Consider the following 14,001-nt stretch of genomic DNA (forward strand, 5'->3'; position numbering starts at 1 on the left):
GTCCGGGTCGCTCCCACACCAAGCGGGGGCGACCCGGGAGCGGTGATCGGTGCGCCGCTCATCGCCGGCACGGTGCCCGCCCATGGGGCCGCGCCGGCCGTTGGGTCGGCCGGCGCGGCGATGTGCTGGTGCGTGCTGGCGGTGCTGCTACGAGCTGGTGTGTGCTGGTGGGGTCAGCGGCTGGTGCCGCCGATGCCCCAGGGGCCGTTCCAGGCGCCGTTGGTCACCCAGTCGTTGACGACGTTGCCGTTGGCGTCGAGGAAGTCCACGAGGTTGCCGGCGGCGTTGGTGGTGAGGGCCGAGCCGGCGCGAGCCTGGCCACCGATCGGCGCAGGCCCCTGCCAGCTGCCGTTGGTGGTCCAGTCGTTGGCGACATTGCCGTTGGTGTCGATGAAGAACAGGTGGTCACCGTTGCTGTCGAAAGCGAGCGGCGAATCGGCACGGGCCTGACCCCCGATACCCCAGGGCCCGTTCCAGGCGCCGTTGGTCACCCAGTCGTTCACCACGTTGCCGTTGGCGTCGGCGAAGGCGACGAGGGTACCGGCGGCATTGGTGGTCAGGCCCGAGCCGGCACGTGCCTGACCACCGATCGGCGCAGGCCCCTGCCAGGCACCGTTGCTGGTCCAGTCGTTGGCGACATTGCCGTTGGTGTCGATGAAGAACAGGTGGTCACCGTTGCTGTCGAAAGCGAGCGGCGAATCACTCCGAGCCTGACCACCGACCGTGGACGGCCCGTGCCAGCCGCCGCTGGCGTACCAGTCGTAGGCCACGTTGCCGTTGGTGTCCACGAACGCGACCAGGGTCCCGGCGGCGTTCGTGGTGATCGGCGAACCCGGCCGCGCATAACCACCGATGGGAGAGCCTCCCCGCCAGACACCGTTGGTGACCCAGTCGTTCGCGACACTACCGTCGGTACCGACGAAGAACGCGTGGTCAGCCTTGGCGTCCAGGACCACCGGCGAGTCAGAACGCGCCTGACCACCGATCCCGGCCGGCCCCTGCCAACTACCGTTGACCGTCCAGTCATTGGCCACGTTACCGTTGGTGTCGACGAACGCGACGCGATCACCAGCAGCATCGATCGACAGCGTGCTGAGCGCCGATCCGCCGATCGATATGCCGGGGTAGTAGGTGTTGAGGATCGACTGCCAGGAGTCACCGGCGACGGCGCAGTTCTGCGAGCCCCACTGGCTGAGCGTGTTCGGGTAGTTGGACTCGCCGGAGCCGCAGGCCTCGTTCTGGTTTCCGGTGAGCGTCGCCTGGAACGAGGCCTCGAAGATCGAGCCGTTCTTCGTCATCACCGAGTTCCAGGTCGCCGCTACGGCGGCGTCGGTGGCGGAGTTGTCCTGGTTGGGGATGTAGCGCTGGTAGTTGGTCGAGTCGTCGACGTTGTAGCAGGTGCCGTTGTAGGACCCGTTACCCCAGTTGTTGACCCAGTACCACGCGTAGGTCTTCACTGCCATCGCGCCTGCCTCCAGCGAGGCCGGCTGCCAGGAGGGGATCCACTCGTTGGGCAGCACGTCGTCGACGTAGGTCTGGAACGGCACGGTGAACACGCCGGTCTGGGTGCCATCCACCGGCGCCCCCGTGTTGGTGTGCTGCGAGTACTCCAGCACCTGGATGCTGGAAGGCGGGGTCGAGTTGGACGAGTAGCCACCGCAGCCGCTGCCACCGGTCGCCGCCGGAGCGACCGCCCTGGCCCGGTTGAGCGGGGCCTTCACGGGCGTGGCCTGATCACTGGCCGACTGCGCTTTGCCCGTCAGCTGCACGGTCAGCGAGTCACCGGTGTGCGCCGGAGTGACGCCGTTCAGCTGGTAGGTGCCGAATCCCGGCGCCGCCACCGTGACGGACACGGCCTTGCCGGTCGGATCCGGGTAGTCGAAGGCGAATCCACCGGTGCGGTCGGTCCAGCCCACCAGGGTGCCGTCGACCTCGATGCGTGCTCCCGGCACGGCCGGTGCCGAGGCGGGAGCGCTGATCACCCCGTCGGAGACCCGTTCCGCGCGGGCGTCCGTCACCTTCCCCGACAGGGCGATCGACGTTGCCGGCGGGTCCTGCGGCACCGGCGCCGCTGCGGCCGGGGCCACGGCCGCGCCACAGATGGTCGCCATCGCCGAGACTGCGACGGCCGTCAGGCGCAAACCACGCATGACTGACAATTCCAACTCCTGATTCATGGGGCCGCGCCGGCCGTTGGGTCGGCCGGCGCGGCGATGTGCTGGTGCGTGCTGGCGGTGCTGCTACGAGCTGGTGTGTGCTGGTGGGGTCAGCGGCTGGTGCCGCCGATGCCCCAGGGGCCGTTCCAGGCGCCGTTGGTCACCCAGTCGTTGACGACGTTGCCGTTGGCGTCGAGGAAGTCCACGAGGTTGCCGGCGGCGTTGGTGGTGAGGGCCGAGCCGGCGCGAGCCTGGCCACCGATCGGCGCAGGCCCCTGCCAGCTGCCGTTGGTGGTCCAGTCGTTGGCGACATTGCCGTTGGTGTCGATGAAGAACAGGTGGTCACCGTTGCTGTCGAAAGCGAGCGGCGAATCGGCACGGGCCTGACCCCCGATACCCCAGGGCCCGTTCCAGGCGCCGTTGGTCACCCAGTCGTTCACCACGTTGCCGTTGGCGTCGGCGAAGGCGACGAGGGTACCGGCGGCATTGGTGGTCAGGCCCGAGCCGGCACGTGCCTGACCACCGATCGGCGCAGGCCCCTGCCAGGCACCGTTGCTGGTCCAGTCGTTGGCGACATTGCCGTTGGTGTCGATGAAGAACAGGTGGTCACCGTTGCTGTCGAAAGCGAGCGGCGAATCACTCCGAGCCTGACCACCGACCGTGGACGGCCCGTGCCAGCCGCCGCTGGCGTACCAGTCGTAGGCCACGTTGCCGTTGGTGTCCACGAACGCGACCAGGGTCCCGGCGGCGTTCGTGGTGATCGGCGAACCCGGCCGCGCATAACCACCGATGGGAGAGCCTCCCCGCCAGACACCGTTGGTGACCCAGTCGTTCGCGACACTACCGTCGGTACCGACGAAGAACGCGTGGTCAGCCTTGGCGTCCAGGACCACCGGCGAGTCAGAACGCGCCTGACCACCGATCCCGGCCGGCCCCTGCCAACTACCGTTGACCGTCCAGTCATTGGCCACGTTACCGTTGGTGTCGACGAACGCGACGCGATCACCAGCAGCATCGATCGACAGCGTGGAGGTCTGGCTCGGGGCGATGTTGTTGTAGCGCAGGGCCTCGAAGTCCGAGATCGAGTAGCCCTCGAGCGTGCTGGAGTAGATGCTGCCCTGGGTCTGGTTGGCGACCTGGCCGTAGGTGTGTTCGGCGTCGTAGTTGAAGGTCCCCGCGGACTGGTTGACCCACGAGTCGAACAGCACGACGTGGTCGGCGGTGTAGTCCAGCGCGTCGCCCGGCTGCAGGTTCGTGTCACCGCTGATGTTCCCGGCAGTGACCGTCGAGACGTTCGGCAGGGTCTGGGTGACCAGGCTGTCCTGCAGTCCCCAGGCCATGGACACGAAGCCGGAGCAGTCCTCGCGGTAGGGGCCGCCGACGGCACTGTCCTGCCAGGCTTGTGTCTCGCTGTACGGGACGCTGTTGGCGATCCAGTCGTGCGCCCTGGCGATCATCTGCTGCTGGGTGATCGCGGCGCCCGGCGCGGCCGGACCGAGGGTTCCGGTCGAGGTGGGGGTGCCGAGGGGAACGGTGGAGGCGAAGACGGTGGCGGCCGGTGCCAGCGCGGCCATCGCGCCGAGCAGCGACGTGGCCGCGAACAGGGCGACGCCCCGCTTCTGCCTGCGTGTTGATGACATGGTCCTCTTCCGGGTAGCTGGTTGGTTGGTGTTCTTGGTGGATCAGCGCGTGCCGGCCTGGCTGGCCAGCAGGTTCGTGAGCAGCGACAGCACGTTCGGGTCCTGGTGCACGTCGTACGGAGCGGCCGAGGAGCCCGTGGCCAGTTCGTCGAAGTGCAGGACCAGCACGCACGTGCCGTGCGCGGCGAGGTAGAGGTGGTTGGTCTGCTTGCCAGCGGCCGAGATGCCCTCGATGCCGGTCCAGGTGCGTTCGAAGGCCGCGGCATCCGTGGCGCCGGCGGTCTGCTGTGAGACCGCGTCAGCGGTGACGTGCTTCGCGCTCTGCAAACTCTTGGACGTGGCCTGGCACGAGTTCATGCCGGAGTCGATCTGCTGGTACGCGGCGTCGGCCGCGGCCTCGGTGCCGAAGGTGTAGATCTCCAGCACTGCGGGATTGCCGGCGCTGCTCAGATACGGCTGCTGCTGCCAGGTCACGGCGCCGTGCACGCTCGCGCACTCGTTCAATGCGATGTCATGCCCGCTGACCTGGCGTACTGGACCGGCGGTCTGTGCGGTCCACGACTCGGCCGTGTCCGCGGCGAGACCGGAACGGACCGTGCCCGCGGTCGTCGTGTCGAGGGCAGGCGCCGCAACGGCGTTGCTCGATGCGGCTGCGGAACCCCCCGCGGTCGGTTCCGCCGATACCCCAGCGGCGCTCCGCGTCACGGACGCCGAGGGACTGGAGGACGCCGACGGTGCGGGGACCCAAGACGCGCCCTTGGTCGGCGGCGCTGATGCCGGATTGGAGCCCACGGCGATCGGAAGCCGTGTCCGAGCTTGCTTGGCCGGCGCGGTGCCGCAGCCGGCGAGCCCGAGTGCGGTGGCACAGGCCAGCCCGAGGCCGAGCTGCACGAATCGCATGCCCGTGTTCCGCCGGGTCCGCCGCGCAGCAGCCCGATCCGCTTCCCCGCCGACGGCTACCGCGGCGCGCACCCGGCTGGACTTCATGCGTTGCCCCCTTGGGCTGATTGGTCGGTTCTTCGTGGCAACAAGAGCCTTCCGGTGCCCGGCAACCGGGCGGGAACAGGCCGGCAACGGGCGGTGGCGCCCGGCCCGCGCCCCAGGTCACACGGCCATTCGCTCGCCGACCGGTCGCCACTGTCGGAGATCGGCAACGGCGCAGTAACATGCGGGCAACGGGCCATCGTCCACGCGACGGCGAGCCCACTGGTACTGGGGGGGACCACGGATGCGCTTCAGCCTGCTCGGACCACTGACCGTCCATGACGGCACGTCAGCTCGTACGCTCGACGGGCCGAAGACACGGGTGCTGCTGGGGGTTCTCCTGCTGAACCCCAATCAACCGGTGACCAACGATCACCTGCAGGAAGCCCTGTGGGGAGAGCATCCGCCAGTGACAGCGAGTGCCTCGCTCAAGAACCACATCGCCCGCCTGCGCCGGGCCCTGACCGAGGACAGCGACGACGAGCCCCGGATCAGGTCCGTCCCCGGGGGCTACGTCCTGCACGTGGGGTCGGGCGAACTCGACACCGACGACTTCACCAGCGCACTCGCGACGGCCCGCACCGCCTACCACCGCCAGGACTGGCTCACCGTCAGCCAGGAGACGAAGCGGGCGGTCTCCCTGTGGCGCGGCGCACCGATGCCGGAACTCGCGAATCTGACCGATGCTCAGCCGCACGTCGAGCGCTACACGCAGGCTCGCTGGCAGGCGCTGGAATGGCACATCGACGCGGAGCTGGCGCTGGGCCACCACCAGGGCCTGGCCCCCGAACTCACCGGACTGATCGCCGAACAACCCCTACGCGAGGCGTTCCACCGACAGCTGATGCTGGTACTGCACCGCACCGGACAGCAGGCCGAAGCCCTGGCCGTCTTCAGCCGGCTGCGCCACACGCTGGTCGACGAGCTCGGCGTCGAACCAGGCGCCAGCGTGCTGGCCGCCCACCAGGAGATCCTGCAACCCACCGCCACACCAACCCCCGCCACCCCACCCCACGCACCAGGACATGAACAACCCGGCTGGGACGGATCGAGCGACGCCGCACCCGACGTCGCCGGACCCGGCCAGGACTCCAAAGCGTTCGCCGACCCGTCGGGGACGTTCCCCCAGCAGCCAACGCCCCCACCTGCCCCAGCGCAGCTGCCCGCCGACACACCGCTGTTCACCGGCCGTCAGCACGAACTGCACCAGCTCTGCCATGCCCTGACGGACCACGCTGAGCCTAACCGTCCACACGTCGTGGCGGTCACGGGCATGGGCGGCATCGGCAAGAGCGCACTGGCTGTCCACGCGGCCCACCTGCTGCGCGACCACTTCCCCGACGGACAACTGCACCTCGACCTCCACGGTTTCGGCACCCACTCGCCGCGCCCGCCGCGCGAGGCACTGGCCACGCTCCTGGCCGACCTGCACCGCCCCGGCCACGACACGCCCGTCTCCGCCCTGCCCGAGCACACCGACGACCGCGCCACGCTGCTGCGTACCACCCTCGCCGGCCGGCGTGTCCTGATCGTGCTCGACAACGCCCGCGACAGCGCCCAGGTCCTGCCCCTGCTGCCCGGCACCGGCCGCAGCACGGTGATCGTCACCAGCCGGGCGAGCCTGACCGACCTGCCCACCAGCCATCACCTGCCGCTGGCCCCCATGGACATCGAGGAGCAGCGCGAACTGCTGACGGCGCTGTGCGGGGTGGAACGCGTCCAACAAGACCTGGAAGGCGCGCTGCGGCTGCTGACCGCCTGTGCCGGACTGCCACTGGCGCTGCGGATCGTGGGTGCCCGCCTGACCGCCCGCCCCGCCTGGCCGCCGGCCGCCTTGGCCGACCTCCTCGGCGACGACCGCCAGGGGCGGCTCGCCCGCCTGACCGCCGGTCACCTGGGCGTACGGGCGACTTTCGATTCCAGCTACTGCGCACTGACACCGGAGGCCGCGCGCGCCTTCCGCCTGCTGGGCCTGTGGCCAGGCCGCTCCCTCGGCACGAAAGCAGCCGCAGCACTGCTCCAGCGCCCATGCGCCGAAACGACCCAGCTGCTCGAGCACCTGGTGGACGCCCACCTGTTGGAGAGCCCCGAGCCGCAGCGCTACCGGTTCCACGACCTGCTCGCCGAGTACGCCGCCGAACGAGCACGGGCCGAAGAGCCGGTGGCCGAGCGCCAGGCGGCCCACCTACGGCTGTGCGTCTGGTACACACTCGCTCTCCAACACGCTCGCCAGGCCATGCGTGTGACCAGCCAACCCCAACCATGGCTCGACGAGGAAGCGCCGGCGCCGCTGCCAGCCTTCAACGACGAGAAGGAAGCCATGGACTGGTGCCGGCTGGAACTGGCGGACATCGGCGAGGCGATCCGGATCTCCGGTGAGGGCCCGCGGCCCGACCTCGCCTGGCGGCTGGCCATCTGGCTGTTCGGGTACATGCGCACCAACTGGTGGACCGGCCAGTGGGAGGAGTACCTGAACCAGGCGCTGCGCATCGCCGAACAGCACGACGACCGACTCGGTCGCGCCTGGCTGCTGCGCAGCCTGGGCAGCTGCCACGGCTTCGCCCGGCGACCGGACAAGTCCATCGAGGCGCTGGAAGCGGCGCTCGCACTCTTCGACGACCCCGCGAGCCGGGTCGCGGTCCTTTCAAACCTCTCACTGACCTACAGCGACGCAGGCCAGGCCAACCAGGCCCTCGCCCACGTCCGCGAAGCCCTCGAGCTGCATGGGCGGACCGGTGGCCGGTCCCGGCCGACTGCTGGCCTGGTCAGTGTCCTGGCCAATGCGCTCCGGGCGACCGGCCAGTACACGCAGGCGGAGACCCACTACCGCGAGGCGCTCGAACTCTGGCGTGAGGACGGTGACACCGGTCGCACGAGCGTCATCCTGGCCGACCTCGGCGACGTCCTGCGTTGTCTCGGCCGCCGAGCGCAGGCCGTCGCAGCGCTCCACGAAGGCCTCGAGCTCGCCATCGGGCTCGGCGCTGTCCCCCTCGCAGCGGACGCCCTGATCGCCCTCGCCCGAACCCACGCCCACTTCGCTGAGTGGCCCGCCGCCCGGGCCCGGGCCTGTGAGGCCGTCGCCCTGGCCGAGCGCCATCAGCTGGAGGTCTGGTGCAGAGAGGCACACGACCTGCTTGCCACCATCGAGCAGCACACCGTTCCAGAGCCTGCCAGCACTGCTCAGCTCTGACCGAGGGTGGCGGGAGGACGGATCTTTCGGTGAACTGTCGTGGCGTTACTACGTTTCAGGGATTCGGCACGCATCGGCTCTTCACTCACAACAGCCTGCGGGTCCGCCCCTGGTGAGAGCCGGTGAGCGGTGATCCACCGGATGCCGACTGCGTTGCCGAGTCGGCGCCCCGGCGTGACTGGGCCTCACGAGTGCGGGAGCGGCGATGAAGGGTGACGGCGGGGGGCGTTCCTCGGGACCATCCCTACGAGTGCGGGAAGCAGCGAGCATCACCGGCCACTGCCTGACACCATTTCGCCGACGCCGCTCACAGGGCCCTGCTGTGCGCCTGCTGAATGTCCCATCCAGCCGAAGAGTGGAGGCGGCGACCTTGACACCGGGGAGGGCGAGTTCGCCGTGCACGCGCCCGTAGCCCCATGGCGGGTTCTCCCGGAACAGGCGCAGAATCAGCACACGGATCGATCGGACGGTACGCGGGCGCCCTGATCGCTTCAGCTCGGCGGTACGGGCGTGGCGCTGTTTCATCAGGTCTCGGTGCCAGCGCAGCACGGTGTCCGGCTGGACCAACAGCCGCAGGCGGCGCAGGACCTCGCGCGGCAGCGGGGCGAGGAGCGCAGCAAGGAATGCGCGGTCCTCCGGAGTGAACCCCACCCTGTCCGCACCGAGCTACCGCTCAAGGGCGGTGAGCTGACGGCGCAGGGCAAGGATCTCCACATCCTTGTCCCGGCCACTCAACCAGCAGCCGCAGGGCGGCAAGCACGCTGGTGACAGTCAGGTACGCCAGACGAAGCAACACGAGCGATCACCCTGCCGCAGCCACCAAGCAAGCCCTCGAGCAGCATGGATGACACTCTCGGCGGGCGCACTGCTGTTCGCTCAGTTCGGCGTCCTCGTCGCCCTCGGCCGGCGGCTGGATTCCGGGGAAGCAGTTGTCCCCCTCCAACACCGCGTCAGACCGTGCGGGCTCTCACCCCCGGCCCGGCGAACTTGCCGCCGTTACCAGGAGCGTGCAGCGCGTGCGCGCTCAGCGGTCGTCCCGAAGCGAAGGCCGCCGCTGGCTGCGCGTGTGGAGGCTGACCCCTTCCTGGCTCGGCAGTCTGTGCGACGAGCGCGAGCGCTCCGGCGCGTGGACGATGGCAGTGCGACTCGTAACGGGAGAGTGTGCCTCGCTCGGACCGACGGGTCGGCCGGAGGCCGGTGGCCGCCGGGCTCCGGCCGACCCATGCTGTTCAACTCGTGGTGACGCAGACGCTGTTCTCCACGAAGTAGTCCTGGTGGTAGACATCCCAGCGCCAGTCGACGGCGCAGTAGCGGCCGGTGCCCGCGGCGGGGTGGCTGACGTTCCAGTTGGCGGGAGCCGAGAGCAGTTGGTTGCCGGTGCGCACCAGTTCGCCGGCGGGGCCGTCGATCTCGACCTCGCCGTACCAGCCGCGCCCACCGGACTGGACGACCAGGGTCGCGGTGACGGTCTGCTGGTCGACGCCGAGGCAGATCTGTTTGCCGTAGGGGACGACGGCCGAGCAACTGGAGGCCGCGGAGGCGGCGTTCGCAGGTGGAACGGCGAGCGCGAGTGCCGCGGTGGAGAGGACGACCGGCGCGGCCAGGCGTGGAAGGTACCTCATGGGTGGCGTGCTCCTTGTGCTCGGTTCGCTGACGGGTCCGGCCGGTCAGCGGGTGGACCTGGTGAGTTCGGCGGAGGTGGGGCTGCTGAGCCAGGCGAGGCGGCCGAGCCGGGGGCGGAGTCTGGTGTCGAGGCTCCAGGTGGCTCCGGCGGAGGCGTGGAAGAGGGCGAGGGAGGCGAAGATGTAGGCGGCGGAGGGGCCGAGGTCGGTGATGCCGGGTGTGGTCCAGGGCAGGTGGAAGGCTTCGGCGGCGGACCAGATGCCGAGGGAGAAGACGGCGCTGCCGATGAAGACGAGGTTGCTGAAGACGCCGAAGATCAGGCCGAGAGCGATGCAGCTCTCGGTGAGGGCCGTCCCGACGGCGAAGAGGCCCGGTTGGGCGCCGGCGGTGTTGTGCCACAGCTCGATCCACTGGTGCAGGATCGGGGCGTGGATGGTGGCGGCCTTGCCGAGTTCCTTCTTCAGGGTCTGGCCGTGGATGAAGCCGGGCAGCCACTTGAAGGATGCGTCGATGGCCCACAGGAGTCCGAAGGCGATCCGGACGGCGGCCGCTCCGTGCAGTCGGCGAAGGGCCGCGTCGGCGGGCCGCGTGTGGCCCTGGGATCGTGCGCGGCCGGAGTTGGCTGCTGAGACTGATGCCACTGGGAGTTCCTCTTCCGCGAGGGGACGGGTCGGCAGGAAGCGAACAGGCCTGGGTCATGGCATACCGGCGGGTGTGCGGGAGTCCATGCCTGCCAGGCCGGTTCGACGCTGTCGGATGCCGGTGGGGCGGGGGTCGGGGCATCCGGGATGTGGTGGCGCGGGGTCTTCGAGCAAGGTGCCGTGGAGCCCGGTGGTGGGGGGTCACCGTGCGCAACTTGACGAGCTGCGAACAAGTGTGACGAGGCGTCAGGCTGGATGCCAGCCCTCGTTTGCTATGAACTTCCTATGAATGGGCCCGCCTGCTGTTCGCATGTGTTGTGAGTGGATTTAATATCCCGCGTCGATTCGCGGATTGGCCGTTGAAGGGACGTCTCCCGGCCGCTCGGGCGTGCATCTCACGGGGACTGTGCGCCAGCACAGGCCTCAAGGGTCCTTTGTGTCAGAGCAGTTGCCACGATGAGCATCGTCGTGAGGTCACCGCGCCGTTCAGGCGGTGGCCTCGACGCCGAGGTCGGTGAGCAGGCCGCGGATGCGCCGCTCGATCTCGTCGCGGATCGGGCGGACGGCGTCCACCCCCTGGCCCGCCGGGTCCTCCAGTGCCCAGTCCAGGTACCGAGTGCCGGGGAAGTACGGGCATGCGTCGCCGCAGCCCATGGTGATCACTACGTCGGACGCCTTCACCGCCTCGACGGTGAGGATCTTCGGGACCTCGCTGGAGACGTCGATGCCGACCTCGGCCATGGCCTCGACCACGGCCGGGTTCACGGTGTCGGCCGGGGCGGATCCGGCGGAGCGGACCTCGACCCGGCCGCGGCCGAGGTGCGTGAGGAAGGCGGCGGCCATCTGGGAGCGGCCGGCGTTGTGCACGCAGACGAACAGCACGGTGGGGACGGAGGGAGCGCTCACGGGTTGTTCCTTGAAGGTGGTCGCGGGCGGGTTCAGTGGTGGGAGGCGGCGGGGTGGTACTCGCCGTACGGGACGACCACGTCCCCGGCCGTCGAGGCGGGGCGGGCGAACAGCACTGCGACCAGGACGACGCCGAGGACCAGGCCGCCGAGCTGTGCGGCCATGAACGGCGGCACCGAGGCGGGGGCGATGCCGGCGAAGGTGTCGACGAACTCGACCGCCACGCGGCGCCCGAGCGGGGCCATCCCGGTCATGTCGCACGTCCCGCAGCCGCGGCGGTGGTGCCGGTCGGGGCCTGGAGCAGGGAGGAGAGCTTGGCCAGGGCGGCGGGCAGTACCCAGTAGTAGACCCAGGTGCCGCGCCGCTCGGAGCCGACCAGGCCGGCCTCGCGCAGCACCTTCAGATGGTGGGAGATGGTCGGCTGGGACACGTCGAAGGGGCCGGTCAGGTCGCAGACACACGCCTCGCCGCCCTCGTGCGAGGCGATCAGGGAGAGCAGCCGCAGCCGGACCGGGTCAGCGAGCGCCTTGAACATCCGCGCCAGCTCGACCGAGGACTCTTCACCAAGCGGCTCGCGGACCATCGGCGAGCAGCGCACGACAACCTCGTCCTGCCCGAGGACGCCCAGCTCTGACTTCGACATGCGTCTATGTTGACAGCTATCTAACCAGGAGCCAAGCCTGACTTTATTGATATCCGTCGATACAGGCGGCCTCGGATCGGCGAGACCGCCATGTCCCGTATTCAGCTCGTCCTGCGCGCCGCCGACCTCGAAGGCTCCGTCGTCTTGCGCACCGAGCTCTTCGGTGTCGAGCCGGCCAAGCGCCGCCCCGGCTACGCGAACTTCGCCATCACCGAGCCCCCGCTCAAGCTCGTCCTCATCGAAGGTGAGCCGGGCCACGACACCCGCCTTGACCATCTCGGCTTCGAGGTCGCCAGCACCACCTCCGGTGTCGGTGGCCCACTGGGCCGGGATGAACGGGGTTACTGGGAGCTGACCTGCCAGGTGCTCAACGAGAGCTTGACCTCTCCGGTCTGTACGTCGGCGGTCTCGATGGTCGCGATCGCGATGCTGTTGGTGGTGCGGTCGCGTATGCAGAGCAGCCGGCCGCCGTTCACCTGGGCGAAGCCGACGTTGGCTTCGGGCTGGGTGTCGATCGCGGCGTTGCACTGGGCCGGGGTGGACGACGGGTCGGTCAGCACCGCGAAGTCGGAGAGGTCGAAGCCGGCCGCGCCGAAGGAGTCGGCCGAGGCACCACCGGTGGGGCTCTGGTGCGTCAGGGCGAGCCCCCACTTGGGGGTGGTGACGGCAGGGGCCGTCTTGCCGCCCACCAGGTCGACCTGGTACGCCTCGGTGGCGTACAGGCTCGCCGGGATATTCAGTTCGACCTTGCTCACCAGCGGGGTGTAGCTCCCCGCGGTGGCGGGCGCCGAGCCGCCGCCGACCGAGCCGGGTGCGCTGGGCGCGCCGCTGGCCGACGAGGCGCCGGCGCTCGCCGCGCCGGCGGAGGCGCTGGTGGACGCGGTTGCGGGAGCCGTCGTGGGTGCGACCGGGGACTTCGCAGCGGCCGGGGCCTGGGCGGCGGTGCCGCCGCTGGTGGTCGACTTGTCGTTCCGGGTCAGCAGCACCCCGGCCAGCGAGCCGCCGAGCGCCACCACCACGGCGATGGTCAGCAAGGTCTTCCAGGAGACGCCGTTCGCCTTGGCCTGCGGCGGCGCGAGGGGCGGCGCGGCCTCGGCGAGCGGAGCGGTCTGCTCCGGATATCGCGCGTGTGTAGTCGGCATGTCGCTGAACGGTGGTGGGGGAACAGCCGCCGGGGTCGACGCAGGGGCGCCGAGCGAGGGTGCCGTTGCCAGCACGGTGGGGTCCGGTGCCGTCCTGGGCAGGTCGGAGCGCCGGGTGATCTCGGAGGACACCGGCGCGGGGAGCCAGTCGTCGGCGAACCGCAGTTGCCCGCCGACCTCGGGGTGGTTGCGGGCGATCTCGATGATCTCGGCCGGCGTGGGGCGGTCCTCGGGCGACTTGGCCAGGCAACGCTCCAGCAGCGCGCGCAGCTCGGCGGGCACCGCCTCCAGCGCCGGTGGCTCGTGCACCACCCGGTAGAGCACCGCGGTCTCCGGCCCCTCGCCGAACGGCTGCACGCCGCTCGCCACGTAGGCGGCCAGCGCGCCCAGCGCGAAGACGTCGGTGGCGGGGGTGACCGCCGCGCCCTGGGCCTGCTCGGGCGACATGAAGGCGGGCGAGCCGATCCGAAAACCGGTGCCGGTCAACGCGGTGGCGTCGGCGGCCCGGGCGATGCCGAAGTCGATCACCCGCGGGCCGTCAGCTGCGACCAGCACGTTGGCGGGCTTCAGGTCGCGGTGCACCACGTTGACGCTGTGGATCGCCTGCAGCGCTTCGGCGATGCCGCCGAGCAGCAGCAGCACGGTGCGCACCGGCAGCGCGCCGTGCTCACGCACCACCTGCTGCAGCGAGGGGCCCGGCACGTAGGCGGTGACCAGCCAGGGAGCGTCCGCCTCGGTGCCGGCGTCGATCACCTGGGCGGTGTAGAGGCCGTGGATCCGCTGAGCGTTGGCCACCTCCTGGGTGAACCGGCGGTGGAACTCGGGGTCCTCGGCGAACTCGGGGCGGACCACCTTGAGGGCCACCGGACGTCCGCCGGGGGTGTAGGAGAGGTAGACCCGACCCATCCCGCCGGCCCCGAGCCGCGCGTACAGCCGGTAACCGGCTACTTCGGTCGGATCGTCCGTCTGGAGGGGCTGGAAGGCAGGCGGCGGCGATGCGACGTGGTGCAGATCGTCTGCAGGCATGGGCAGGGATTAGCCTTACTGTGTGTCAACTACGGAGATTCAGACGGCCC

The 14,001-nt window shown here is 70.0% G+C and carries 10 protein-coding genes and 1 pseudogene; 2 read left to right on the top strand and 9 right to left on the bottom strand.

From position 1 onward, the window contains the following. Positions 1 to 173: 173 nt before the first annotated feature. The 3 genes from ACIGXM_RS33660 to ACIGXM_RS33670 form a co-directional block, all read right to left on the bottom strand. Positions 174 to 2,150, bottom strand: a complete 1,977-nt coding sequence (locus ACIGXM_RS33660) for a SpoIID/LytB domain-containing protein (protein WP_396567713.1) — start codon at positions 2,148 to 2,150, stop codon at positions 174 to 176. 116 nt (positions 2,151 to 2,266) lie between these two features. Beyond that, positions 2,267 to 3,796 carry a hypothetical protein gene (locus tag ACIGXM_RS33665; RefSeq protein WP_396567715.1) on the bottom strand — a complete coding sequence of 510 codons (1,530 nt, stop codon included), beginning with the start codon at positions 3,794 to 3,796 and terminating at the stop codon, positions 2,267 to 2,269. Positions 3,797 to 3,838: 42 nt separating this feature from the next. After that, the gene (locus tag ACIGXM_RS33670; RefSeq protein WP_396567717.1) at positions 3,839 to 4,300 is read right to left on the bottom strand and encodes a hypothetical protein; all 462 of its coding nucleotides are present in this window, start codon (positions 4,298 to 4,300) and stop codon (positions 3,839 to 3,841) included. A 724-nt stretch (positions 4,301 to 5,024) separates the two neighbouring features. On the opposite strand from ACIGXM_RS33670, the gene ACIGXM_RS33675 reads away from it, so the two are divergent. Further along, positions 5,025 to 7,970, top strand: coding sequence for an AfsR/SARP family transcriptional regulator (locus ACIGXM_RS33675; RefSeq protein ID WP_396567719.1), 2,946 nt, complete (start codon positions 5,025 to 5,027; stop codon positions 7,968 to 7,970). Positions 7,971 to 9,199: 1,229 nt separating this feature from the next. Here ACIGXM_RS33675 and ACIGXM_RS33680 read toward each other — a convergent pair. The 5 genes from ACIGXM_RS33680 to ACIGXM_RS33700 form a co-directional block, all read right to left on the bottom strand. Continuing rightward, positions 9,200 to 9,592 carry a hypothetical protein gene (locus ACIGXM_RS33680; RefSeq protein WP_396567721.1) on the bottom strand — a complete coding sequence of 131 codons (393 nt, stop codon included), beginning with the start codon at positions 9,590 to 9,592 and terminating at the stop codon, positions 9,200 to 9,202. A 45-nt stretch (positions 9,593 to 9,637) separates the two neighbouring features. Then, positions 9,638 to 10,234, bottom strand: coding sequence for a hypothetical protein (locus ACIGXM_RS33685; RefSeq protein WP_396567723.1), 597 nt, complete (start codon positions 10,232 to 10,234; stop codon positions 9,638 to 9,640). 486 nt (positions 10,235 to 10,720) lie between these two features. Beyond that, positions 10,721 to 11,140, bottom strand: a complete 420-nt coding sequence (locus tag ACIGXM_RS33690; protein ID WP_396567725.1) for an arsenate reductase ArsC — start codon at positions 11,138 to 11,140, stop codon at positions 10,721 to 10,723. A gap of 32 nt (positions 11,141 to 11,172) precedes the next feature. Next, entirely contained in the window at positions 11,173 to 11,394 is a 222-nt protein-coding gene (locus tag ACIGXM_RS33695) for a hypothetical protein (RefSeq protein ID WP_396567726.1), read from the bottom strand. Further along, entirely contained in the window at positions 11,391 to 11,783 is a 393-nt protein-coding gene (locus tag ACIGXM_RS33700; protein WP_396567728.1) for an ArsR/SmtB family transcription factor, read from the bottom strand. The genes ACIGXM_RS33695 and ACIGXM_RS33700 overlap by 4 nt, the downstream gene beginning before the upstream one ends. A gap of 90 nt (positions 11,784 to 11,873) precedes the next feature. Between ACIGXM_RS33700 and ACIGXM_RS33705 the strand changes: the two are divergent. Further along, a pseudogene (locus ACIGXM_RS33705) lies at positions 11,874 to 12,083 on the top strand (glyoxalase/bleomycin resistance/dioxygenase family protein); the annotation flags it as partial. A 41-nt stretch (positions 12,084 to 12,124) separates the two neighbouring features. Here the strand turns inward: ACIGXM_RS33705 and ACIGXM_RS33710 are convergent. Beyond that, a complete protein-coding gene (locus ACIGXM_RS33710; RefSeq protein ID WP_396567730.1) occupies positions 12,125 to 13,951 on the bottom strand; it encodes a serine/threonine-protein kinase in 1,827 nt (608 codons plus the stop codon). Positions 13,952 to 14,001 lie beyond the last annotated feature (50 nt).

This window comes from Kitasatospora sp. NPDC052896, from assembly GCF_044547075.1.
In the GTDB taxonomy this organism is placed as follows: Bacteria; Actinomycetota; Actinomycetes; order Streptomycetales; family Streptomycetaceae; genus Kitasatospora.

Bases quoted from the DNA above. Each gene is read 5' to 3' on its own strand.
- ACIGXM_RS33660 (WP_396567713.1), bottom strand. From the start codon at position 2,150: ATGCGTGGTTTGCGCCTGACGGCCGTCGCAGTCTCGGCGATGGCGACC.
- ACIGXM_RS33665 (WP_396567715.1), bottom strand. From the start codon at position 3,796: ATGTCATCAACACGCAGGCAGAAGCGGGGCGTCGCCCTGTTCGCGGCC.
- ACIGXM_RS33675 (WP_396567719.1), top strand. From the start codon at position 5,025: ATGCGCTTCAGCCTGCTCGGACCACTGACCGTCCATGACGGCACGTCA.
- ACIGXM_RS33680 (WP_396567721.1), bottom strand. From the start codon at position 9,592: ATGAGGTACCTTCCACGCCTGGCCGCGCCGGTCGTCCTCTCCACCGCG.
- ACIGXM_RS33695 (WP_396567726.1), bottom strand. From the start codon at position 11,394: ATGACCGGGATGGCCCCGCTCGGGCGCCGCGTGGCGGTCGAGTTCGTC.
- ACIGXM_RS33700 (WP_396567728.1), bottom strand. From the start codon at position 11,783: ATGTCGAAGTCAGAGCTGGGCGTCCTCGGGCAGGACGAGGTTGTCGTG.
- ACIGXM_RS33710 (WP_396567730.1), bottom strand. From the start codon at position 13,951: ATGCCTGCAGACGATCTGCACCACGTCGCATCGCCGCCGCCTGCCTTC.